The following is a 22,144-nucleotide window of genomic DNA, read 5'->3' as shown; positions in this document are numbered from 1 at the left end:
CGCAGCATGCCTCTGGTGCAGTGCCTGCGTGCTGCCCCCTAATTGAATATTCAAACACTCTAGTAGCACTTATATTTTCCAAGGAAAAAGCTCTGTTTTTATGCAACACCGTATTGTCATTTTTTTCACCACAAGCTGCACCGAGCACCATTTGTTAATATAATCATTCAATATAATTAATTTTAATGTTAACTTTTGGTCTCATACAGCTTTCTGGGGTAGCGTGCGGCATCGCGCAAAAAAGCGCGCAATGCTAACTTTTTTTGTGCTTTCATTGACAATCCCGCAAAAGCGTGCTTTGCTTACACCAAGGGCCGCGTGCCGGTGATACGTTTTGCCGGAATATCGCGCGGGAAGATTGTTTTTTTTGCGAGGGTGTTTCATGTCCAAGTCCATCTATGTCGGGAACCTTCCCTGGTCCGCCACTGAAGAACAGGTTCAGGATCTTTTTGCCGAATACGGCAACGTTCTGTCCGTCAAACTCATCAGCGACAGGGATACCGGCCGTGCCCGCGGCTTTGGTTTTGTGGAAATGGAAGACGGCGAAGCCGATTCCGCCATCGAAGCGCTGGATAACTTCAGCTTCGGCGGCCGTACGCTGCGCGTCAATGAAGCAAAACCCCGGGCGCCCCGCCAGCCCCGCTACTAGAACCCGCACAGGCAGAACAACGCCCTCTTTGCGGGGGCGTTTTTTGTCGCGTTGCGTCCCCCCGCAGGCTTGCACCTGCACAGCCCTTTGACCGCGGCGGGCAGGCTACGTACCGACTGTCACATCCCGGTTGTCGCCAGCCCGCCTCACCGCGTTCGCCGGAAACGACCCCCCGCGTTCACGCCGCATTTTTTATGGCGCACCCCCGGTTGTCGCCGCCCCACCTTGCCTGGCGCACACCGCCGCTTCCCGCCCTGCTTCCGGCTTCGGCCGCCGCAACGCCCCGCCGCCGCGGGGCGTGATTTTTTGCCGCGTTGCCCGCCCCGCCTTGCCCAAGGGCGCTTTTTTTGCGAAGATATCCCCATACGTTTTTACCGCGCCCTTCCGGGCCGGCACAACCACCCTCCGAGGAGGCCCGCATGCTCAACCCCAAACATTGTGTGCTCTACAGCGGCGGCGCCGCGGGAACCGAACAGTTTTTCGGGGCCCTGGCCGAAAGCTGGGGCATGGAAGAGGTGAACTACAGCTTTGAAGGCCACCAGATCGAACGTAGCCGCGGCGTGCGCGTGCTGACGTCCGAAGAGCTGGCCCTCAAGGACGTCAGCCTGACCTACGTCTCCCGCCTCATGAGCCGCGAGTACACGCGCGCGCCCCTGTTCCGCAAAGTTTTGCAGTCCATCTGCTGGCAGGTGAGCAGCGGCGACCAGATCGTGGTGGTGGGCGCCGTGCAGCCCGACGGCACCGTCAAGGGCGGCACGGGCTGGGGGGCGGAATTCGCCAAAATCTGCAACAAACCCCTGCTGGTCTTTGACCAGCCCAAAAATTCCTGGTTTGTCTGGCAAAAAGACCACTGGACCGCCGCGACGGACCCCGTCGTTGAGTGCGCCCACTTTGCCGCCACCGGCACCCGCTTTCTGGAAGACAACGGCCGCGTGGCCATCCAGAACCTTTTTGCCCGCTCCTTTTCCCGCTGACGCAGCGCCTTACGGGCAACGGCCACCGCACGCGGCCGCTGCCCGCAAGGCGCTGCAAAAAAGCCAAGCCCTTTTATCCCCCTCAGGATGGAGCAGCCACATGGCCCAGCAGTTCACCCCGGCGGAATACAGCGTGCTGCGCATCGTGCAGGCCGACCTGCCGGACAGCCTGACCCCCTATGCCGATATGGGCCGCGAGGCCGGCCTGAGTGAAGCGGCCGTGCTGGAGCTGCTCGCCCGCCTCAAAAAAAGCGGAGCTATCCGTCGCTTCGGCGCCAGCATCAAGCACCAGAAAACCGGCTGGACCCACAACGCCATGGTGGCCTGGAAAATCCACCCCGATGCCGTGGACGCCTGCGGTCAGACTGTGGCCCGACACCCCCACGTCTCCCACGCCTACTACCGGCCCAGCGCCGCGCCCGACTGGCCCTACGAGCTCTACACCATGGTCCACGGCCGTAGCGAGGCCGAATGCCTGCAGGTGGTGGAAGAACTCATGCGCGATACCCCCCTGCGGGAGCACGCCATCCTGCGCAGCCTTAAAGAACTCAAAAAAATTTCCATGACCTACTTTGCCTGAAAGGAATCCCTCATGGACCAACGCTCCCAAGAACTGTGGCGGCGCGCCTGCGCCGTCATCCCCGGCGGGGTCAACAGCCCCGTGCGCGCCTGCCACAATGTGGACAGCCTCCCCCTGTTCATCGCCGAAGCCCACGGCTGCCGCCTCACCGACGTGGACGGCCGCCAGTTTATCGATTTTGTCCTCTCCTGGGGACCCATGATCCTGGGCCACGACGAGCCCTCGGTGACCGAAGCCGTGCGCGCTGCCGCAGGACGCGGCACCAGTTACGGCGCGCCTTGCCCCGATGAGGTGCTGCTGGCCGAAGCCGTGACCGCCGCCATGCCCAGCCTGGAGATGGTCCGCATGGTCAATTCCGGCACCGAGGCCACCATGAGCGCCCTGCGCCTGGCCCGTGCCGCCACCGGCAGGGACAAGGTGCTCAAATTTGTGGGCTGCTACCACGGGCACGCCGACCCCTTCCTGGCCGCCGCCGGCTCCGGCCTGGCCACCTTTGCCATCCCCGGCACGCCCGGCGTGCCCGCGGCCGTGGTGGCCGACACCCTGCTGGCCCCCTACAACGACCTCGCAGCCGCCCAGGCCAGCTTTGCCGCCCACGGCGAGCAGATTGCCGCCGTCATTGTGGAGCCCGTGGCCGCCAACATGGGTCTGGTCCTGCCCAAGCCCGGTTTTCTGGAAGGCCTGCGCGCTCTGACCCGCGAGCACGGCAGTCTGCTCATCCTGGACGAGGTCATCACCGGCTTCCGCCTGGCCTACGGCGGAGCACAGGCCCGCTTCCACCTGGACCCGGACCTGACCACCTTCGGCAAAATCATCGGCGGCGGCCTGCCTGTGGGGGCCTTTGGCGGCAAGCGCCGGTACATGGAACAGATCGCGCCCAGCGGCGGCGTCTACCAGGCGGGCACGCTTTCCGGCAACCCCTTGGCTATGGCCGCCGGGCTGGCCACCCTGCGCCTGCTCAAAACCGCCGACTACGCCGCACTGGAAGCCCGCACCGCCGCCTTTGCCCATGAACTGCAGCGCATCCTGGCCGCCAAAAGCGTGCCCATCCAGGTGCCCACCATCGCCTCCATGTTCTGCCCTTATTTCAGCGAACGTGAAGTCACCTGCTTTGCCGACGCCCAGGCCTGCGACCAGGCCCTGTTCACCACCTTTTACAAGCAGATGCGCCATCAGGGCATCTACCTGGCCCCGTCGGGCTTTGAGACGGGCATGGTTTCCTTTGCCCATACGGACGCGGACTTTGACAAGGCCCTGGAGGCTGCGCGCGCCGTACGTTTTTAACCCCTCTCCGGGCTCCTATGAAGTGGATTACTCACGAGGCCACGGCCGTGCTGGCGGCCGTGGCCCTGCATTTCCCCTTGCCGGGAGTGGCCGCCGCCTGCGCCGGGGCCATCCTGCCCGACGTGCTGGACCAGAGCATGGCCCGCATGGCGCCCACCAGGCGAGGACGACAAAGAATCTTCAACGCTGTGCACCGGGGCACCACCCACTGGCTGGGCTGGTGGCTGCTGGGCTGCGCCCTGGCCCTGCTGCCCGCTGTGCTGCCCACACTGCCGGCGGCCCTGCGCCCCGTGTTGCTGGGTCTGTGCTTTGGCGGCCTGAGCCATGTGCTGCTGGATATGCTGACCCCGGCGGGCGTGCCCCTGACGCCCTTTTCACGCAAACACAAACTCTCTCTCAAGCTCTGCGCCACAGGCAGTCTGGGAGAGTATCTGTTCCTGACCGGCGTGCTGGCCGTGGGGTGGCTGTTCTGGGGGAAGGACCTGCTGCGGCTGCTGGGATAGAGCCTGGCAACGCTGCAATTGCCCTGACTCTGGAGGACTTGCCGCGTGTGCCGCCCAGGAAAAACGCCTTTTTGAAGGACAGGAGCGCGGGGGCAAGGCGTTCGCGCAAAAGTTTTCCCCCCGTCGCCGCCCTTTCCCTTGCCAAGGAGCCCGCATGCTGCTCAAAATTCTGCTTACGCCGTTGTTAATTCTGTTATGTGCCGGGGTAACGCGGCGCTGGGGAACATTTCTGGGTGGGGCGGTGGCGGGCCTGCCACTCATTTCCGGGCCCACGTCGTTTTTTTTGACCCTGGAGCAGGGCCCGGCCTTTGCAGCGGCGGCCTCCTACAACACCTTACTGGGGGTAGTGGCCTGCGCGGCCACGGCGCTGGCGTATCCTTGGCTGGCCGTTTGGGGGCTGCCCTGGTTTGAGGCTTTGCCCCTTTCACTGGCAGGTTTTTTCGTCACGGGTTGGCTGGTGTTGGGTTTGCCGCACGCGCCGTGGCTGGCGGTGGTTTTGGCGCTGGCCATGCCGGTGGGCATTCTGGCTCTGCTGCCGGCCGCGCCGCAGGGGCCGCCGCCCCCGCCGCACCCTTTGGCCGCCCGGCTGCGCCTGCCTCTGCAAATGGCCTGGGGGGCGGCGCTGGTGCTGGGCGTCACGGCCGCCGCGCAACGGCTCGGTCCGGGCTGGAGCGGCGTGCTCATGTTTTTTCCGGTCATGATCTGCGCCATCGTGCCCTTTGTGCACGCTTCCGGCGGCCCAACGGCCGTGGTGCGCATCATGCGGGGCTTTATGGCGGGCTGGTTCGGCTGCATTGCCTTTGCCGTGGTCATCATGGCCGGGGTGGAGCGTCTGCCGCTCTGGCCCTGCTACACCCTGGCCGCCACGGCGGCCCTGGTCACAGGCGCGGGCGTGACCCTGCAGGAGGAACGCCGCTTTGGGGCCGCCGTACGCGGCAAAGAGGCGCGCTGAGCCCGGGGAAGGGGCCGGACCGCAAGGGCCCGGCCCTGTGGCGCAGCCTTCACCTGCAGCCAGCACTGTTGTCTTTGCCCGTAACTTCCTGCGTCGTAACGGCTGAAGCCACGCTTGTGCCTCCACAGCGGGCTTCGGCTTACGCACCCGCCTATTCCACAACTTCGGCTTTTTTGATGAGAATGGTCTGCGCGGGCACGTCGTCGTAATAGCCCTTGCGTCCGGTGCTCACGGCGGCGATTTTATCCACCACGTCCTGGCCCTTGATGACCTTGCCAAACACCGCGTAGCCCCAGCCCTGGGCGGTCTGGTTCTTGAAGTCCAGGAAGGCGTTGTCCTTCACATTGATAAAGAACTGGGCCGTGGCCGAGTGGGGTTCGCCGGTGCGGGCCATGGCGATGGTGTATTTTTTGTTTTTCAGACCGTTGTCCGCCTCATTGCGGATGGGCGTGCGGGCTTCTTTCTGCTTCAGGTCCGGGGTGAGGCCGCCGCCCTGGATCATGAAGTTTTTGATGACACGGTGGAAGACCGTGCCGTCATAGAAACCCGACTTCACATACTGCACAAAGTTGGCCGTGCTGATGGGGGCCTTGCGGGCGTCCAGGCGCAGCACAATGTCGCCCATGCTGGTTTCCAGCCGCACCGTGGGGTCCGGGGCCGCCGCCCGCGCCGGGGACGCGGCGTTCAGGCCAAAGCCCGCCGTCAGCAATGAAAAGCACACTGCGAGCACCATGCGGCGCAACGTCGTGCCGGAAAAAATTCTGCGCATATCCACTCCTTGGTTTTTCTGTTGGGGCATCTGCGCCCGCAGCGCGGGCGTGCGTCATGGGTAGCACGGGGCCGTTGCCGCCCGCAAGCGTTCGCGGGCACTGCAGAGGCGCGGCACGGGCGGCGCAGCCCCGCCCCGGCGCGGGGCCGTTGGCGCAAAGCACTTGCTAATTGCGGCACAAGTCATATATACAGAACATGAAACCCTGCGGAAAATTCCGCCGCACACGGGCGCGTTTGCCCGCGCGGGGGGCGTCCGGTTTGCGTTTCCAACCCTTTTCGGAGGATATGATGTCCATCAATACCCGCAGTGTCGCCCAGAGCGGCGTCAGCAGTGTCGCTTCCCTCTACATGCGTCAGGTCTACCAGTGGATGACCGCCGGTCTGGCTCTGACCACTGTGGTGGCTTACGCTGTAGCCACCTCGCCGGCGGTGCAGGCGGTTCTCTTCGGCAACACCCTGATCATGATTTTGCTGCTGGTGGCCCAGTTCGGCCTGGTCATCGCCCTTTCGGCGGCAGTGCACAAGATGTCCGCGGGCACGGCCACAAGCCTGTTCCTGCTCTATTCAGCCGTGACCGGGGCCACGCTTTCGTCCATCTTCGTGGTCTACCCCATTGCCTCCATCGCCAACGCCTTTCTGGTGACCACAGGCACCTTTTTGGCCATGAGCGTTTACGGCACTGTGACCAAACGCGACCTCACCTCCATGGGCAGCTTTCTGTTCATGGGGCTGATCGGCCTGGTCATTGCCATGCTGGTCAATTTGTTCCTGCGCAGCACCATGATGGACCTGATCATCAGCTGCATCGGCGTGCTCATCTTCACCGGCCTTACCGCCTATGACACGCAGAAGCTGCGCCAGTTCGGCGCCGCCGCCCCCCTGGAAGACGGCGCCGCCGTGCGCCGGGGAGCCATTTTGGGCGCGCTGACCCTGTACCTTGACTTTATCAACCTTTTCCTCATGATGTTGCGCCTCTTTGGCGGCAACCGCGAGTGAGCGCATAACGCGCCTTAAGAGTTTTGCTGCGGGGGTGAAAGGCCTGGCCTTTTGCCCCCGTTTCGTGCTCCCACGGATAGTACATGAAAAAAAACCCCTCCAACCGCGGCCTTCCGGCAGCCCTGCCCCACGCCGCACAACTGGAGCAGACCTTTGCTGCCCAGGCCCGGCCCATGCGCCTGGACGATTTGCTGCGCGTGCTGCGCCTGCCCCGTCGCTCCAAAAAAAATCTGCTTGACCTGCTGGAAAACCTGGCCGACCAGGGCCGGCTGATCCGCCTGCCCGGCGGCCTCTGGGCGCAGCCCCAAAGCCTGCGCACCGTGATTGGCCGCTTCAGCGCCCTGCGTAACGGCGGCGGCCTGGTCAGCCCGCAGCGCGACCCTGCCAACGGCCGTGCGCCGTCTGAAATTTACATCCCCCCCGAAGCCACAGCCGGGGCCTGGCATCAGGATACGGTGCGCGCGGCGCTCACCCCCGGCAACGCGCGCGGGGGCACGGGGCGCGTGCTGGAAGTGCTGGAACGCGGCCTGAAGGAAGTGCCCGCCCACGTGCGCTGGCGCACGGGCAGCCGTCTGCTCTGCAGTCCGGCCGACGCCCGCCTGCCTGTAGAATTCAGCGTGGAGCTGCCGCCGGACGCCGCCCCCCCCGCCACGGGCGCCCTGGTTCTGCTGGCCCCACTGGAGCCGCTCGCCGCCGACCTCTGGGCCGCGCGACTTTTGGGCGATTATGGACAGGAAGACACCGTGGACGTGCAGGAGGCCTTGGTCAAGATCAACCATCAGGCCCCGCGGGACTTTCCGCCCGCCGCCCTGGACGAGGCCGCCGCCCTGCCGAGCGGCCCCACAGCGCAGGATCTGGAAGGGCGTGAAGACCTGCGCGGCCTGCCCCTGGTCACCATTGACGGCGCGGACGCCCGCGACTTTGACGACGCCGTGCAGGTGTCTCCCCGCCCCGGCGGCGGCTGGCTGCTGCGCGTGGCCATTGCCGACGTGAGCCATTATGTGCGCCCGCGCGGACGGGGCGCGGTCGGCGCTCTGGACGCCGAGGCCCTGGCGCGGGGCAATTCATGGTACTTTCCCCGGTCGGTGGAACCCATGCTGCCCCCGGCCCTCTGCGACGGCCTGTGCAGCCTGCGCCCCGGCGAGGACCGTTTGGCCGTGCTGGCCGAAATTCCCTTTACCGCTGCCGGCGCACCGGGTCAGGCCCGCTTTGCCCTGGCGGTCATGCGTTCCGCGGCGCGGCTGACCTACGATCAGGTCAAGGCCTGCCTGCTGGACAAGGACGTGGACGCCCGCGCAGCCCTGGCGGCCCAGCCGCGCGGGCAGGAAGTGCTGGACATGCTGGAAACAGCCTTTCAGCTTTTTGCCGTGCTGCGCGCTGCGCGCGAGGCCAGGGGCAGCCTGGATTTCGATCTGCCCGAAGCCGACAGCCGACAGGACGCGGCGGGCCGGGTGGTCTGGCTGGGGCACCGGCAACGCCACAACGCCCACCGGCTGATCGAAGAATTCATGATTGCCGCCAATGAGGCCGTGGCCCGGCATCTGCGCGACGCGGGCCTGCCCTTTCTCTACCGCGTGCACCCGCAGCCCGACCCGGAGCGCCTGGAAAGCCTGTTTGACACGCTCACAGCCGCGGGCCTGCCCCTGCCGCCGCAGCCTGCGGCAACCGCGCTGCAGGGCATTTTACGGGCCGCCCACGGCACGGAGCAGGAATTTCTGGTCAACCGTCTCTGCCTGCGGGCCATGCCCCAGGCCCGCTACCAGCCCATCAATGAAGGGCACTTCGGCCTGGCCTCGGCGGCCTACTGCCACTTTACCTCGCCCATCCGCCGCTATGCCGACCTGCTGGTGCACCGGGCGCTCAAATACGCCCTGGGACACGACGTGGGCCGCCTGCCCGCCGGGCAAAAACTGCTGCGCATAGGCGACCAGCTCAACCGCAGCGAACGTGCGGCCCTGGCCTGCGAGCGTGAAATGGAACGCCGCCTGGGCTGTCTGGCCCTGCTGCCCCGCGTGGGCGAACATTTCAGCGGCGTGGTGGCCGGCCTCAATGAACACGCCCTGTTTGTGGAACTGGGGCAGATGCCTGTGGAAGGCATGATTCGGGTAGAGGACCTGGGCGGCGACTGGTACCAGTTTGACGCCCGCCGCATGGCCCTGGTGGGCGAACACAGCGGCGCGCTCTGGCGCATGGGGCAGCAGGTGGACGTGGCGCTGACCGAAGTCAACCTGGGCCGCCTGGAAATCCGCCTTTTGCCCCTGGCCCTGCCCAAAGGCGTCACCATGCGGCGCGGACGCAGCCGCCCCCAAGGACGGGACGCACGCCGCGGCCCTGCGGGCCGAACGGTGCGGACAGGCAAACCCCGTTCAGACAAACCCCGCAATGGCAAGACCCCTGCGGACAAAACCGCGCGCCGCAAGACCGCTTCGGATACGTCCGCGCGCAACGCCCGTACCCCCACCCCGACCCGCCGCTCACGCACAAGGAAGTCTTCATGAGCCGTCTGGGCGCGCAGCAACGCATGGGCGCGGCGGCCATTCTTCTGGCCGTGGCCAGCATTCTTTCCCGGCTTATGGGCCTGGTGCGGGACAAGGTCATCTCCTGGCAGTTCGGCGCAGGCGGCGAATCGGACATGTACTTCGCCGCCTTTGTGGTGCCGGACATCATCAACTACCTGCTGGCCGGCGGGTTCATGTCCATCACCATCATCCCCCTGTTCACACGCCGTCTGAGCGAAGACGAAGAGGACGCTTGGCGCTTTTTCTCCTGTGTCTTCTGCTGGATGACTGCCGCCGCCGTGGCGCTGACCCTGGCGGGCATGACCGCCGCCCGCCCCCTGGCGCGTCTGGTGGCCCCGGGCTTTGACCCGGAGCAGGTGGAGCGCCTGGCCTTTTTTATGCGCATTGTCTTGCCTGCCCAGATCTTTTTCCTCTGTGGGGCCTGCTTCACGGCCCTGCTCTTTGTACGGCGGCAGTTCCGCGTGCCGGCCCTGGCCCCGCTCATCTACAACCTCTGCATTATCAGCGGCGGGTTGCTGGCGCCGCAACTGGCCCGGCTGGATCTGCTGCGCGCCCTGTTTTCGCCCGCCGCGCTGGCCCAGCTGGGCGGCATGACGGGTTTTTGCGCCGGAGCTACCCTGGGCGCCTTTATCGGCGCATTTCTGCTGCCCCTGCGCGTCGCCAGGGAAGACGGCCTGCACCTGCATATGCGCTGGCGACATCCGCTTCTGGGGCGCTTTCTGCTCACGGCCCTGCCCCTCATGCTGGGCCAGACCGTCATCATGCTGGACGAGCAGTTCCTGCGCGTGTTCGGCAGCCTGGCCGGCGACGGCGTGGTAAGCCTGCTGAGCTACGCCCGACGCATTTCCCAGGTGCCCGTAGGGCTCATGGGACAGACGGCGGCCGTGGCCTCGTATCCCTTTTTGGTCAACCTCCTGGCCGCCGGCGATGTGGCCGGCTTTGACAACACGCTGCGCAAGGCCCTGCGCGCCGGTCTGATGCTGATCATCCCCTGCGCCCTGTGCATCGCGGCCCTGGCTTGGCCCGTCCTGACCGTGATTTTTCAGGGCGGACGCTTCGGCCCGGAAGAAACCCTGGCCGCCCTGCCCCTGACCAGGCTCATGCTCACGGCCACGCCCTTCTGGCTCATCTATGCCATTCTGGTACGCGGCTACTACGCCCAGGGCGACACCCTCACCCCCGCCGTCAGCGGCACGGCCATGACCCTGCTCTGCCTGCCCCTCTATCGTTACTGGGCCGTACCCCACGGCGGCCTGGGCATAGCCGCGCTTTCCTGCATCAGCGTCAGCCTCTATGTGCTGCTGCTCATGGGCATCTGGACGCGCCGTAAAGGACGCAACGCCTTCAGCGGGCTTCTGGGCTTGACCCTGCGCATGCTGGCCTGCTCCCTGCCTGCCGCCGGGGCCGCATGGTTCTGCGCCGACGCCGTGCAAAACCGCGTGCCCCTCCATCCTTTCCTGGCCGCCTGCGCGGCTTTGGCCGCCGGGGGCCTGGCCTTTGCCCTGGTCTTCCTGCCCCTGGCCTGGCGCGCCGCGCCCGGCGCCGTGGAAAATATCCGCGCCCGCCTGCGCCGCCGCAGCCAGGGCTGACGCCACGGCTTTTACAAAAAAACTTCCTTACACGTCCCCTGCGTCACGGCAGGAACCCACAGCCAGGGCATTGTAACGTTGCAATGCCCTGGCTGTTGCGTCAGCAGACGCCCGTCGTGGAAGCGGAAGCGTAGCTGCAACTATTTTAACATGTGGTATAAAATATACAAATTGATGTAGCACGCATAAAAGTCACGGGGGATCACGCCAACGTGCGGAAGCGGGTTACGGCAGTAACCGCAACCCGCTTCCCTATGCTGTACATTATGTACTTCTGCCAGACGCTGTTGTGCCATCGGCAAAAGTGATTTGGGCGATCAGCCCTGTTTTTTCATATCGGCAATCAGGCTTTGCAGTACATGCGATTGCTCCGCCAGATCAACCACGGCACGATTTGCCTGCACCATGGCCTGGGCGGTCTGCATCGAGATGGTGGACACCTGTTCCACGGAATGGTTAATCTCGTCGCTGGCGGCGGATTGCTCTTCGCTGGCCGTGGCTATGGACTGCACCTGGTCGTTGACCTCGGCCACCAGAGCCAGTATCTGCTGCAAAGATTCTCCGGATTTGAGGGAGAGGGACGTGGCGCTTTCAATAGCTGCGGCGGCCTGTTCCACATTGGTGATGTTTTTGCGCGTGCCTTCCTGCACACCGTGGATGGCTTCGCCCACTTCCTGCGTGGCGGCCATAGTTTTTTCCGCCAGTTTGCGCACTTCGTCGGCCACGACGGCAAAACCGCGTCCGGCTTCGCCGGCGCGGGCCGCCTCAATGGCCGCGTTGAGGGCCAGTAGGTTGGTCTGATCCGCGATATCGGCGATAACGTTCATGACCTTGCCGATGGCTTCCGCTTGATTGCCCAACTGGGCCATATCGTCTTTAACAGCCAAGGCCTGCTCACGCACCGTTTTAATGCCGCTGACGGCCTTATTGACTATGTCCGCGCCCTCCTGAGCCTTTTCTTTGGTTTCATGGGAAGCATTGGCGGCCTGCAGCGCATTGCTCGCCACCTCGCGCACTGTGGCATTCATTTCTTCCATAGCCGTGGCCGTTTCCCGCACGCGACCGGACTGCTCTTCAGCTCCCCTGCTGGACTGCTCAATCTGGGCGGAAAGCTCCTCTGAAGCCGACGTAATAATTTCAACAACACCCTCCAGCTGGCGTGCGGCGGCCAACATGCCTTCGGCCTTGGCGTGCTCTGCCCTGGCTTTGGCCTCCTGCGCCTCCCGCATGGCTTGCTGCGCTTCGCCCATAGCCTTCTGGGCTTCTTCGCCCTTGGCTTTAGCCCGACCGATCATCTCTTGCAGTTCTGCTACCATGGTGCGCAACGCATCAGCCAGGATGCCGATCTCGTCCTGCTGACGCACATTAAGCTGCTGGTCAAAATTTCCCTGTGCCACGTGCTCTGCAAAGACTGTGGCCCGTACCAGAGGCCGGGTGAGGGTTCCTGCAAAGTACCACAGGCCCGCAAGACCCAGAAGTGTAATAACCGCGCCCACGGTTATCTGCCACAGGACATCGGTGCTGGCGCGGGCTTCCAGCTCATTTTGCAGGGCCACGGCATCTGCAAGCACAACCTCGCGCGGCAACTGCACCAATACAGACCAGAACTTGCCGGAGCGCCCCAAAGCTACCGGGGCGCAGCCCAAAATCTGTTTGCCGGAAGAGTCCGCCCGCATGGCTTCTTTGCCCGACTGCACGTCGCGCAGGATGTCTTCACTTTGGGGCAGAGCCTCGCTCAGCGGCTTGCCCACCATGCCGGGATTGGCGCTGTCCGCCACCAGCAAGCCCTGATGGCTGATAATCAACAGCCGACCTTTGCCTGAATATATTTTTTGATTAACCTCCTCAGCCATTTTTTGCAGGAAGGTCAGCCGCAGGTCTGTGCCGGACACGCCCAGGAATTTGCCTTTTTCCTTGATGGGCACAGAAATAGTGGTCAGCCATTCTGTCTTGCCCTGAATGGTGTAGGGGATAGGATCAAGGACGCTTTCCTTACCCGTCTCCCTGGGGGTCAGGTACCAACCACCCTTACGCACGCCATTGGGATGCGTGCCCTGACTTTCGTAATCCACCAGAGCCTGACGGTTGATTTTGCCTGCGGCATCGCGATTCCAGTAAGTGATGAAACGCCCGCTGGCGTCGTGCGCCGTGGTGTTGGCATAGGCCATGTCGTTGCCGTCCAGGGCATTGGGTTCCCAAGCCGAATAAGAACCGAGATAGGCCGGGTTATTTTCCAGGTTGGCGCGCAGGATGGTGGTCACCAGTTCGCGAAGGTGCTCTTTTTGCGGTTGGGCGTGCAATACTTCAAAAATCTTTCCGGTAGTGCGGGCCGTGTCCAGGTTGTCCTGCAGGGCTTTTTCTACCGTTGCAGCGCAGGATGACAAAAGATAGGTAAGCGCTGTTTTGCTTTTTGTTTCCAGGATGTGAGAAACTTTTTCCGTGACAATATGCTGTGTTGTACCTGTTGAATATACACTAAAGACAACAAGCACCGTTGCGATTATCGCCATGCACAACCCTGAAACCAGGATAATTTTTTGTTTTATTGAACGCATTTATCCCTCGCATTGTTTACAAATTTCATTTGAATAGCAGAGCTTAATTTTTTCTGCCAATTCAATAACTGAGGCATTTTTTTCATTCCGCCTATATACACAGGCCGACTCTACACAGTAGTTTCCGCCATTGATCGGAAGATAGACGTAGCCAGGGATAGCAGCATTGGCGATGTTGCGCGGCAGCAGCCCCACACAGACGCCGGTGGCGATAGTGGCCAGTGCCGACATGAAGCCATTGGCGCAAAATGTGATGTCTGGGCTGAATCCCGATACGGCGCAAGCATCACAAAGGAGCTTATTCATATTTTCGTGCACGTCTCTTTTGAGAACAACAAACTTTTCATCTTTCAACTCACGCAAATAAATTGATTTTTTTCCAGAAAGCCGGTGTGATGCCGGTACTACGGCAAAAATCTCATTATTAAAAAATGGTAAACATTCGAGATCTGGAAACGAAAAATCATCAGCATATCGTATTATAGCAAGATCAAGCAGCTTATCCTTTACAGCAGCTATTTGTTTCATGGAGTTGAACTCAAAAAAGCGTAAATTTTTTACATTGTATCCAACATATTTTAGCTTTTCTATAATTTCAAATATATATATGCTTGAACAAAAACCAACATTTATGATGCTGTTGCTACGCTCAATTTTGCATATTTCAAATTTTGCCTCATTCATTATTGACAGTACTCTGTTAGCATACATGAAAAATTTTTCACCAGAAGAAGTCAATGTCATGCCGGATGACGTTCTATAGAAAAGTGGAATGCTTATTTCATCCTCTAATTCATGTATTACGCGACTCACTGACGGCTGCGATACATTTAGCTGCAAAGAAGCCCTTGAAATGCTTCTTTCTGCAGCTACAGTTAAAAAATATCTAAGGTGTTTCAGTTCCATGACACGTTCCTGTTACATGCAAAGCGTATCTATGACTCCATGTTATAGATGCGCGTATTCCCCAGCTTCCATACGGAATAATGGCAGATGTTGTTAAAAATATCACATGCGAATTTATTTTTTTCACCCACGCCCGCAGGGTGGAGTGCGTGCCCAGAATATTCTCTGGCATTTTGTTATCATGCCTTTTTCAAGCCAGATTTTGTGCTCAGGGAGAAATTAGTTCATTATAACCCGATGTACCCAACAGCGCAATATTCATTACGATTATTCGTTATATGTATGGAGCTTGCAGGATTTTTGGGTCGTGATATCGACGAAACTACGGCATTTTTTACGAATAAACGCTAGAGGCAACATACTGCAACGACGATGCTTCATAATTCAATGCAATAACGCTAAACAACAAAAGGCGCGGGATAACGCATGGGGGCAAACAGATTAAAAACCCGTTTCCGGCGGCATGCTGCAGTATCTTAAAAAATTAAGGAGGTTGCATAAAAATATTACAACAACCATTTAGTATACCTAGTTTTCTAACCCATGGCATTACTCTGTTGAATTATTCCGGAGTGTTAACAAAGACCATCATTGCAAAAGACGTTATGCCCCTGGCAAGCTCGAAACAGGGAACGCCAACCTCCGCGACCACGTGGAGAAAAACTGCAAACGCGCCGGAGCGTACCGGTCACGGGCAACAGAAGGCCCCCCGACAAAGCAGGGGGCCACATACAAAAGCGCCGCCCACATCCGGTATCCCGGACATGGGCGGCACCCAGCGTTTTTATTTGGCTCTTCCGGGTTTTCCGTGGGTAGCTGATCTGCTAATGTCCTTCCCGGAGGGCACCAATGAAGGATACGGACCTATATTTTCGGATTCTCGGGCTGACCGAGCCCTGGTTTGTTGAGGCTGTTGAACTGGACACGGCGGAAGGTCGGGTAGACATCCGCGGGGAGCATGGTCCTGGTGTTCGCTGGTTTTGCCCTACTTGTGGTCGAGAGCTGGCTTGCCGCGACCATGCCGAGCCTCGTGTCTGGCGCCATCTGGACACGTGCCAGTTCAAGACGTTCCTGCATGCTCGGATTCCCCGAGTGGACTGCCCCGAGCATGGCGTCCTTCAGGTCAACGTGCCTTGGGCCGAGTCCAAGGCACGTTTCACCATATTGATGGAGCGATTGATCATCGACGTGCTGACCGAGTGCGCCACCGTAACAGGAGCGCGGCGCATCCTGCGCATCACCTGGGACGAAGCATGGGGTGTCATGGAAAGGGCGGTGCGCCGGGGCCGGGAGCGCAAGCAATCGAATCCCTCGCGGTATCTTGGCGTTGACGAGAAGGCATTCCGCAAGGGGCACGACTATGTGACCGTGGTTTGTGATCTGATCGGCAGCACGGTGGAGTATGTGGCCGACGAGCGTAAGGCCGAAAGCCTTGAGGGGTACTACCTTCAGTTCACCAAGGCGCAGTTGGAGCGGATCAAGGCCGTGGCCATGGACATGTGGGAGCCCTATTTTAAAGCTACGCTCAAACATGTGCCGGACGCGGCGGGGAAAATCGTTCACGATCGGTTCCACGTCATGAAACACGTAGGCGAGGCTGTGGACCGGGTACGCAAGCAAGAGCACCGCGAACTCACAAGTCAGGATGACCATCGACTCAAGGGCACGAAATTCCTCTGGCTATACCGGGAGGAGAATCTGCCGGACAAACACCGGCCAGCCCTGGAGGCCTTGAAGACAGCGAACCTCAAGGTGGCCAAGGCCTGGGCCATGAAGGAAAGCCTGAACGACGTCTGGAAGTACCTGAGCACGGGATGGGCCAGACGTTTTGTGAAGCGATGGCTGGTCTGGGTGAACAGGTCAGATCTTGCCCCAATGCGCAAAGTGGGCGGACTGATTCAGAGACATCTTGAGAACATCCTGACCTTCTGCCGCCACAGGATCACCAACGGCGTGGCCGAGGGCCTCAACAGCAAGATCATGGCCATCAAGAGGAAGGCTTGCGGTTATAGGAACCGGGAGCATTTCAAGACAGCCATCTACTTCTTCTGTGGCGGTCTAAACCTCTACCCGGCCAGTTCCTGACAGGGGTTACCCACGGAAAACCCGGAAGAACCTTTTATTTACGGGTAGCGGAGGAGAGGCTACAGGCTACACCACGCCGTGTTCACCGGGGCGCTCGTATTGTCCCTTTTTCTGGACCAGGTTGACGTAGAAGGCCGTGTCGCCCAAGGCCAGCAGCACGGCGGAGGATACGTAGATGGACGAAGCCGTGCCCACCACCACGCCGATGAGCATAGTCAGGGCAAAGTCGTGGATGACGCCGCCGCCCAGCAGGAACAGGGAAAGCGTGGCCAGAAAGGTGGTGCCGCTGGTGAGGATGGTGCGTGAAAGGGTCTGGTTGACGCTGCGGTTGATCAGAGCCGCCATGTCCATGTGCGGGTCGGCGCGCAGATTCTCTCGCAGGCGGTCGTAGACAATGATGGTATCGTTGAGGGAATAGCCCACCAGGGTCAGCAGGGCGGCCATGACATTAAGGTCGATCTCCACGCCCATAAGGGCCAGCAGCCCCACGGTGATCAACACGTCATGCAGCAGGCCCACCACCGCGCCCAAGGCAAAGTTGAGGCGCAGCGCCAGGCAGACGCCCATGGTGATGCCCAGAGAGAGCAGCACCAGCCAGCCCATGCTCAGGCCCGTAAGCCCCACCACATACATACCGCCCCAAAGGGCGCCGGCCATAGCCGCGCCGGCCATCCAGCGCTGCTCGAAACGGCCGGAAATGTATACGGCAATGAGCAGAATGGAATAGTACAGGGCGCTCAAAGCCTTGTTGGTCAGATCCGCGCCCACCTTGGGGCCCACGATTTCCAGGCGGACGATTTCCGCCGGGTTGCCGGGAAAGGCCGCCGCCAGGGTACCGGTTACCGTGGTGCGCAGCTGCGTGGCGTCGGCGTTTTCGGCTTTGGAGAAGCGCAGCAGATAGTCGCGGCCGCCTTCGCCGTAGCGCTGGGTGGTGATGCCGGGCAAGGCCGGCACGTCCAGACTGGTTTTGAGGGCCTCGTCGCTCACCGGCTGGGCAAACTGCACCTGCACGATGACGCCGCCGGCAAAGTCGATGCCCATTTTGAGACCGTTGCCCCAGATGGCCGCGCCCAGCCCCACCAGAATCAGCAGAACGGAAATGCCATAGGACCAGTAGCGGTAGCCGATAAAGTCAATATTGGTATCGTGCTTGATAAAACTCAAACCCATGACGCTGCCTCCCCGGCGCTAGATGCTGATGCCCTTGGGGCCGCAGTGGCGCGCCCATTCTTCAAAAATGGCCCGCGAAACAAAGATGGCCGTGAACATGGAGGCCATGATGCCCAGCCCCAGCGTGACGGCAAACCCCCGGATGGGGCCTGTGCCAAACTGGTAAAGGATGATGGTCACGATGATGGACGTCAGGTTGGAGTCCGTAATGGAGATGGCCGCGCGGTCAAAACCCGCGCGCACCGCCGCCAGCGGCGTGAGCCCCAGGCGTAGTTCCTCGCGGATGCGCTCGTAGATGAGCACGTTGGCGTCCACTGCCATGCCGATGGTCAGCACAATGCCCGCAATGCCCGGCAGGGTCAGGGTGGCCCCAAAGGCCCCCATGCCCGCCATGACGATGAGCATGGTAAAGCAGAGCATGAGGTCGGCAATGAGGCCGCTCAGGCCGTAATAGACGCCGATGAACAGCACCACGGCGGTCGCGCCCACCATGGCCGCGCGCATGCCGCTGTCAATGGCTTCCTGCCCCAAAGAGGGCCCCACGGTGCGCTCTTCCAACACAGAGACAGGCGCTGGCAGGGAGCCCGCGCGCAGCACGATGGCCAGATCCTGCGCCTCGGCAGTGGTGAAACTGCCCGAGATGCTGGCCCGGCCGCCGCCGATGCGTTCTCGGATGACCGGGGCGGAATAGACCTTGCCGTCCAGCACAATGGCCATGCGCCGCCCCACGCTTTCGCCCGTGACGCGCTCAAAAATGCGGCCGCCGCGGGCGTTGAAGGTCAGCGTCACATAGGACTGGTTCATGTTGTCAAAGGCGGGCCTGGCGTCGGCCACGTCCTCGCCCGTGAGCATGGCGTCCTTTTCCACGGCAATGCGCCCCTCGCGCTGCTGATGCTGCCCGGGGTTTTTCTCCAGCAAGGGCAGCACAATAACGCCGGGGGGCAGCACGGCCTTGCCCGGATCCACATCTTCGCGCACCAGATGGAATTCCAGGTGCGCGGTCTGGCCGATGATCTGCACGGCGCGGCGCGGGTCTGAAATGCCGGGCAGCTGCACCTGAATGCGGTTGCCCTCCTGTTTGCGGATATCCGGCTCGGCCACGCCGAACTGGTCAATGCGGTTGCGGATGGTGCGCAGGGCCTGGTCCAGGGCAAGACCTTCCAGGCGCTTCACTTCCGCGCCCGTAAAATGGGCCACATAGCGCAGCTGCCCGGCGTCGCCCTTTTGGGGTTCGCCCACACTCAACTGGGGAAAATGCTTGGCCAGAAGCTCACGCAGGGCGGGTTCGTTTTCCGCCCTGGGCAAGAGAAATTCCAGCGAAGTGCCGCCCACCACGCGGGGGCGCAGCACCACAATTTTTTCGTCCTGGGCCATGCGGCGCAGATCCTGGCCGGCCAGGGCCAACGAGTTGCTCACGGCCTTGGCCACGTCCACCCCCAGGGTCAGGTGGATGCCGCCCTTGAGGTCAAGCCCGAGGTTGATTTTGCTCTTGGGCAGCACGCCCTGCAGCGCGGGCCCCACCACGGGCACGCTGGGCAGGGTGTAGACCAGGGCAAGGACAAATACCAGAATGGACAGGGACAATCGCCAACGCAGACCCATCATTCACCTTCCGCTCGAGAACGTTGCGCCATGAGTGCAGTGCGCGCTCAAGGACATAAAGACCGTGGCGGCGCTTTTACAGCCAACGGCAAAAGGCCCAGAACCGAGCCTTTGCGGCCCGGCCCACGGGCCCGGCATGCGCGCCGCCGCGCGCGACCACAGGGGCCGCCCCAAGGGGACGGCACGGCCGCGAGGCGCGCCGTACCGCGGTCTACTTCTTTTCTTCTTTGGCTGCGTCCTTGTTGCCGCCCTTACCGGACAGCAGACCGCCGATGGCGCCGCGCGAAACACGCAGCTTGGCCTCGCCGCATTCCAGCAAGACCTGCTCGTCGTCGATCTCAAGGATACGTCCCAACAGACCGCTGGAGGTCATCACATGGTCGCCGCGCTTGAGCTCGGAGAGCATCTGCTTGTGCGCCTTGGCCCGCTTTTGCTGCGGACGGATGAGCAGGAACCAGAAAATGGCGAACATGATAATGAGCGGCAAAAACTGCATCAGCATGTCCGTACCGCTGGCGGGAGCGCCGCCGGCCTGGGGCGTGCCCATGGCATACGCTAGGGATTCAAACAAAACGCACCTCCAAATAGGTGGACGGGCCCATGGCCCGAAGGCTGCCGCACCCGCGAGGGCGGCAAGGCCCGGCGCGGTCTGCGCGTTATACCAGCGCATTTCTATATACGTTGCGGCGCAATCTTGCAAGCCCCGCGCCCCGCCCCTTGTCAGCCTGCCGGGCAGCCGCTAAACTCGCCCCGATCTAAGCCCTTATTTCAAGGAGAACTCATGCAACAGTGCGACATGCTGCTCCACGCGGCGATTATCGTCACCCAGGACAGTGAGCGCCGGGTGCTGGAAAACGCCTCTCTGGCCGTGGACCACGGACAGGTGGCCGCCGTGGGCCCGCGCGCAGATCTGGCCCCGCACTGGCAGCCCCGGCGGGATCTTGACCTGGGCCGGGCAATCCTTTTGCCGGGCCTGGTCAACGCCCACACCCACGCGGCCATGACCCTGCTGCGCGGCCTGGCCGACGATATGCCCCTCATGGACTGGCTCAACCAGCGCATCTTTCCCGTGGAGCAAACCCTTACGGCCGAAATGGTCCACCTGGGCTGCCTTATGGGCTATGCGGAAATGCTGCGCACCGGCACCACGGCCTGCATGGACATGTACCTTTTTGAAGAAAGCGTACTGCGGGCCGCTGCAGAGGCCGGGCTGCGCTGCACGGGCGGCGAAGCCGTGTTTGCCTTTCCCTCCGCAGCCTGCGCGAGCCCCCAGGCCGCACTGGAGGCCACTCGCGCCCTGGCCGCAGCCTGCAAGGACAACGACCGGCTGCGTGTAGCCGTAAACCCGCACAGCGTCTACACCACCACGCCGGAAATCCTGACCGCCTGCCGCGATCTGGCCGCGGAGCTGCACCTGCCCCTGCACATCCACCTGGCGGAAACCCCGACGGAAACCCAAATCTGCGTGGGCACACAGGGCCAGCGGCCTGTGGCCTACTGCGCGAGTCTGGGGCTGCTGGATCTGCCCTGTACGCTGGCCCACGTAGTGGACGTCACCCCCCGCGAACTGGACCTGCTGGCCCGCAAAAATATTGTGGTGGCCCACAACCCTTCCTCCAACATGAAGCTGGCTTCGGGCGCGGCCCCCGTGGCCGCCATGCTGGAACGAAAAATGTCCGTGGGCCTGGGCACGGACGGCGCAGCCAGCAACAACCGCCTGAACATGTTTACCGAAATGGGCCGGGCCGCCCTGCTGCACAAACTCACCGGGCACGACCCCACCCTGCTCCCCGCCGCACAAGTGCTGGACATGGGCACCCTGGGCGGCGCCGCAGCCCTGCACGACCCGCGCCTGGGCGCCCTTGCCCCCGGCATGGCCGCGGACTGCGTGGCCCTGGACCTGGACGCCCCCAACCTGCAACCCCTCTATAACCCCATCTCACAACTGGTCTACGCCGCCACCGGCATGGAAACCCGCCTGACCATGGTGGGCGGTGAGATACTCTATAAAGACGGCCAGTTCACCCGCTTTGACTACCCCGCCCTCCTGGACGCCGTGCGCGACCTGCGCCGGCACATCCTGCACGCCGCCGGTTTGTGAGAGGAGCGCGTTCAAGGGTGGCAGGGAAAGGGCCTGTCACGGGCGGGAAATGCGCCTGGCAGACCTGATAATATGCCAAAGAACAAAAAAACCTCCCTTCAGGCCACACGCGGAGCGTATCCCGATGGGAGGCACGAAATGCGCGGCGGGCAGTGCCGGCCGCAACCGCCTATTGCGTAATAAAAGCGTGCATGGTCACCAGGGTGTCCATGGCCACGACCTCAAAGTGGTTCAAAACACGCTGGGGGTCGGCCCCGGCCTTGATGGTCATTTCCAGTTCCAGAGCTGCCGCGGCCAGGGCCTTGGCCCCCAGATTGGCCGCTGCCCCCTTGGTGCTGTGCACCAGCATGCGGGCCTCTTCGGCCTGGCCGTTTTTCAGGGCCGTCGCCACCCTGGCGGGGGTATCCTTTTCATTTTCAATAAATTTGCCCAGCAGGCGGGTGTACAGATCACGCTGATTAAGCACGCGCGCCACCCCGTCCTTCCAATCCAAAACTTCCTCGCTCATGATTTCCTTCCTGCCTTCCAGGGCAGAATGCCTTTGGGGACGTTCCTTCCCAAAGGCAAGTAAAACGCCCAGCCCAACGTTCTTCCGCGCGGGCGGCCGGCACATGCGTCTTTGCAGCGTCCGCGCCGGCGCAGCCGCCGAAGTCTTTCACAAAACCCAGATCCCACACGCGGCGCACAAGCCGCATGTGGATACTGCCAGCAAGCCCCCCTGCCTGACAAGCCCGAACCCACCGAGCCGGCCTTGGCCGACGTCCACGCCATTTTGACGACATTTCGCGTATATCGACTTTATTTCACACACAAAAAGTAAATAAATAAACAGTTACCCCTAATGATTGCGCTTACAATTCCGATAAAATGCAAAACGATTGTTCACAGCGGGCCATCCCGGCAACGCG

Annotated in this window: 18 protein-coding genes; 11 read left to right on the top strand and 7 right to left on the bottom strand. The window is 61.8% G+C overall.

Annotated features, from left to right (window positions below; genetic code table 11):
• Nucleotides 1-382 precede the first annotated feature (382 nt).
• The 6 genes from rbp to J7I12_RS10650 all read left to right on the top strand — a co-directional run bounded on the left by rbp (nt 383) and on the right by J7I12_RS10650 (nt 4,942).
• Complete coding sequence (gene rbp / locus J7I12_RS10675; protein WP_118229678.1) at nt 383-649, top strand: RNA-binding regulator; 267 nt, start codon at nt 383-385, stop codon at nt 647-649.
• Between the two features lie 419 nt (nt 650-1,068).
• The gene (locus J7I12_RS10670) at nt 1,069-1,623 is read left to right on the top strand and encodes a hypothetical protein (protein ID WP_118229679.1); all 555 of its coding nucleotides are present in this window, start codon (nt 1,069-1,071) and stop codon (nt 1,621-1,623) included.
• A gap of 100 nt (nt 1,624-1,723) precedes the next feature.
• Complete coding sequence (gene ahbB, locus J7I12_RS10665) at nt 1,724-2,203, top strand: siroheme decarboxylase subunit beta (RefSeq protein ID WP_118229680.1); 480 nt, start codon at nt 1,724-1,726, stop codon at nt 2,201-2,203.
• A 12-nt stretch (nt 2,204-2,215) separates the two neighbouring features.
• Nucleotides 2,216-3,487, top strand: a complete 1,272-nt coding sequence (gene hemL / locus J7I12_RS10660; protein WP_303193115.1) for a glutamate-1-semialdehyde 2,1-aminomutase — start codon at nt 2,216-2,218, stop codon at nt 3,485-3,487.
• Nucleotides 3,488-3,504: 17 nt separating this feature from the next.
• Nucleotides 3,505-3,990 carry a metal-dependent hydrolase gene (locus tag J7I12_RS10655; RefSeq protein ID WP_302548454.1) on the top strand — a complete coding sequence of 162 codons (486 nt, stop codon included), beginning with the start codon at nt 3,505-3,507 and terminating at the stop codon, nt 3,988-3,990.
• 154 nt (nt 3,991-4,144) lie between these two features.
• A complete protein-coding gene (locus tag J7I12_RS10650; protein ID WP_118229683.1) occupies nt 4,145-4,942 on the top strand; it encodes a hypothetical protein in 798 nt (265 codons plus the stop codon).
• Between the two features lie 151 nt (nt 4,943-5,093).
• Here J7I12_RS10650 and J7I12_RS10645 read toward each other — a convergent pair whose 3' ends face one another.
• Nucleotides 5,094-5,711: a peptidylprolyl isomerase gene (locus J7I12_RS10645; protein WP_270229460.1), complete on the bottom strand. Its 618-nt coding sequence runs from the start codon at nt 5,709-5,711 to the stop codon at nt 5,094-5,096.
• Nucleotides 5,712-6,001: 290 nt separating this feature from the next.
• On the opposite strand from J7I12_RS10645, the gene J7I12_RS10640 reads away from it, so the two are divergent.
• From J7I12_RS10640 to murJ, 3 genes are all read left to right on the top strand, one after another.
• Nucleotides 6,002-6,709 carry a Bax inhibitor-1/YccA family protein gene (locus J7I12_RS10640; protein ID WP_288907833.1) on the top strand — a complete coding sequence of 236 codons (708 nt, stop codon included), beginning with the start codon at nt 6,002-6,004 and terminating at the stop codon, nt 6,707-6,709.
• Between the two features lie 83 nt (nt 6,710-6,792).
• Entirely contained in the window at nt 6,793-9,207 is a 2,415-nt protein-coding gene (locus J7I12_RS10635; RefSeq protein ID WP_302413377.1) for a ribonuclease R family protein, read from the top strand.
• The gene (murJ, locus tag J7I12_RS10630) at nt 9,204-10,817 is read left to right on the top strand and encodes a murein biosynthesis integral membrane protein MurJ (protein ID WP_118229686.1); all 1,614 of its coding nucleotides are present in this window, start codon (nt 9,204-9,206) and stop codon (nt 10,815-10,817) included. The genes J7I12_RS10635 and murJ overlap by 4 nt, the downstream gene beginning before the upstream one ends.
• A 317-nt stretch (nt 10,818-11,134) precedes the next feature.
• Here the strand turns inward: murJ and J7I12_RS10625 are convergent, their stop codons facing one another.
• Together J7I12_RS10625 and J7I12_RS10620 are read right to left on the bottom strand one after the other, a co-directional pair.
• Complete coding sequence (locus J7I12_RS10625; RefSeq protein WP_487126093.1) at nt 11,135-13,327, bottom strand: methyl-accepting chemotaxis protein; 2,193 nt, start codon at nt 13,325-13,327, stop codon at nt 11,135-11,137.
• 45 nt (nt 13,328-13,372) lie between these two features.
• Nucleotides 13,373-14,278, bottom strand: coding sequence for a LysR substrate-binding domain-containing protein (locus J7I12_RS10620; protein WP_498793673.1), 906 nt, complete (start codon nt 14,276-14,278; stop codon nt 13,373-13,375).
• A gap of 849 nt (nt 14,279-15,127) precedes the next feature.
• On the opposite strand from J7I12_RS10620, the gene J7I12_RS10615 reads away from it, so the two are divergent.
• Entirely contained in the window at nt 15,128-16,363 is a 1,236-nt protein-coding gene (locus tag J7I12_RS10615; RefSeq protein WP_498793481.1) for an ISL3 family transposase, read from the top strand.
• Between the two features lie 66 nt (nt 16,364-16,429).
• Here the strand turns inward: J7I12_RS10615 and secF are convergent, their stop codons facing one another.
• The 3 genes from secF to yajC all read right to left on the bottom strand — a co-directional run bounded on the left by secF (nt 16,430) and on the right by yajC (nt 19,706).
• The gene (gene secF, locus J7I12_RS10610) at nt 16,430-17,533 is read right to left on the bottom strand and encodes a protein translocase subunit SecF (RefSeq protein WP_130958263.1); all 1,104 of its coding nucleotides are present in this window, start codon (nt 17,531-17,533) and stop codon (nt 16,430-16,432) included.
• An 18-nt stretch (nt 17,534-17,551) separates the two neighbouring features.
• On the bottom strand, nt 17,552-19,135 hold the full coding sequence (gene secD / locus J7I12_RS10605; protein WP_118229751.1) for a protein translocase subunit SecD: 1,584 nt from the start codon (nt 19,133-19,135) through the stop codon (nt 17,552-17,554).
• Between the two features lie 211 nt (nt 19,136-19,346).
• Nucleotides 19,347-19,706 (bottom strand): preprotein translocase subunit YajC, encoded by a 360-nt coding sequence (gene yajC, locus J7I12_RS10600; protein WP_242621275.1) that lies wholly within the window; start codon nt 19,704-19,706, stop codon nt 19,347-19,349.
• Nucleotides 19,707-19,916: 210 nt separating this feature from the next.
• On the opposite strand from yajC, the gene J7I12_RS10595 reads away from it, so the two are divergent.
• The gene (locus tag J7I12_RS10595) at nt 19,917-21,236 is read left to right on the top strand and encodes an amidohydrolase family protein (protein WP_118229691.1); all 1,320 of its coding nucleotides are present in this window, start codon (nt 19,917-19,919) and stop codon (nt 21,234-21,236) included.
• A 169-nt stretch (nt 21,237-21,405) separates the two neighbouring features.
• On the opposite strand, the gene J7I12_RS10590 is transcribed toward J7I12_RS10595, so the two are convergent.
• On the bottom strand, nt 21,406-21,744 hold the full coding sequence (locus tag J7I12_RS10590) for an Hpt domain-containing protein (RefSeq protein ID WP_118229692.1): 339 nt from the start codon (nt 21,742-21,744) through the stop codon (nt 21,406-21,408).
• Between the last annotated feature and the right edge of the window lie 400 nt (nt 21,745-22,144).

Source organism: Desulfovibrio diazotrophicus, from assembly GCF_902498985.2.
GTDB classification, from domain to species: Bacteria; Desulfobacterota; Desulfovibrionia; order Desulfovibrionales; family Desulfovibrionaceae; genus Desulfovibrio; species Desulfovibrio legallii.
The sequence above is the reverse complement of the archived record's forward strand: the minus strand, read 5'-3'. Positions and strand labels throughout refer to the sequence as shown.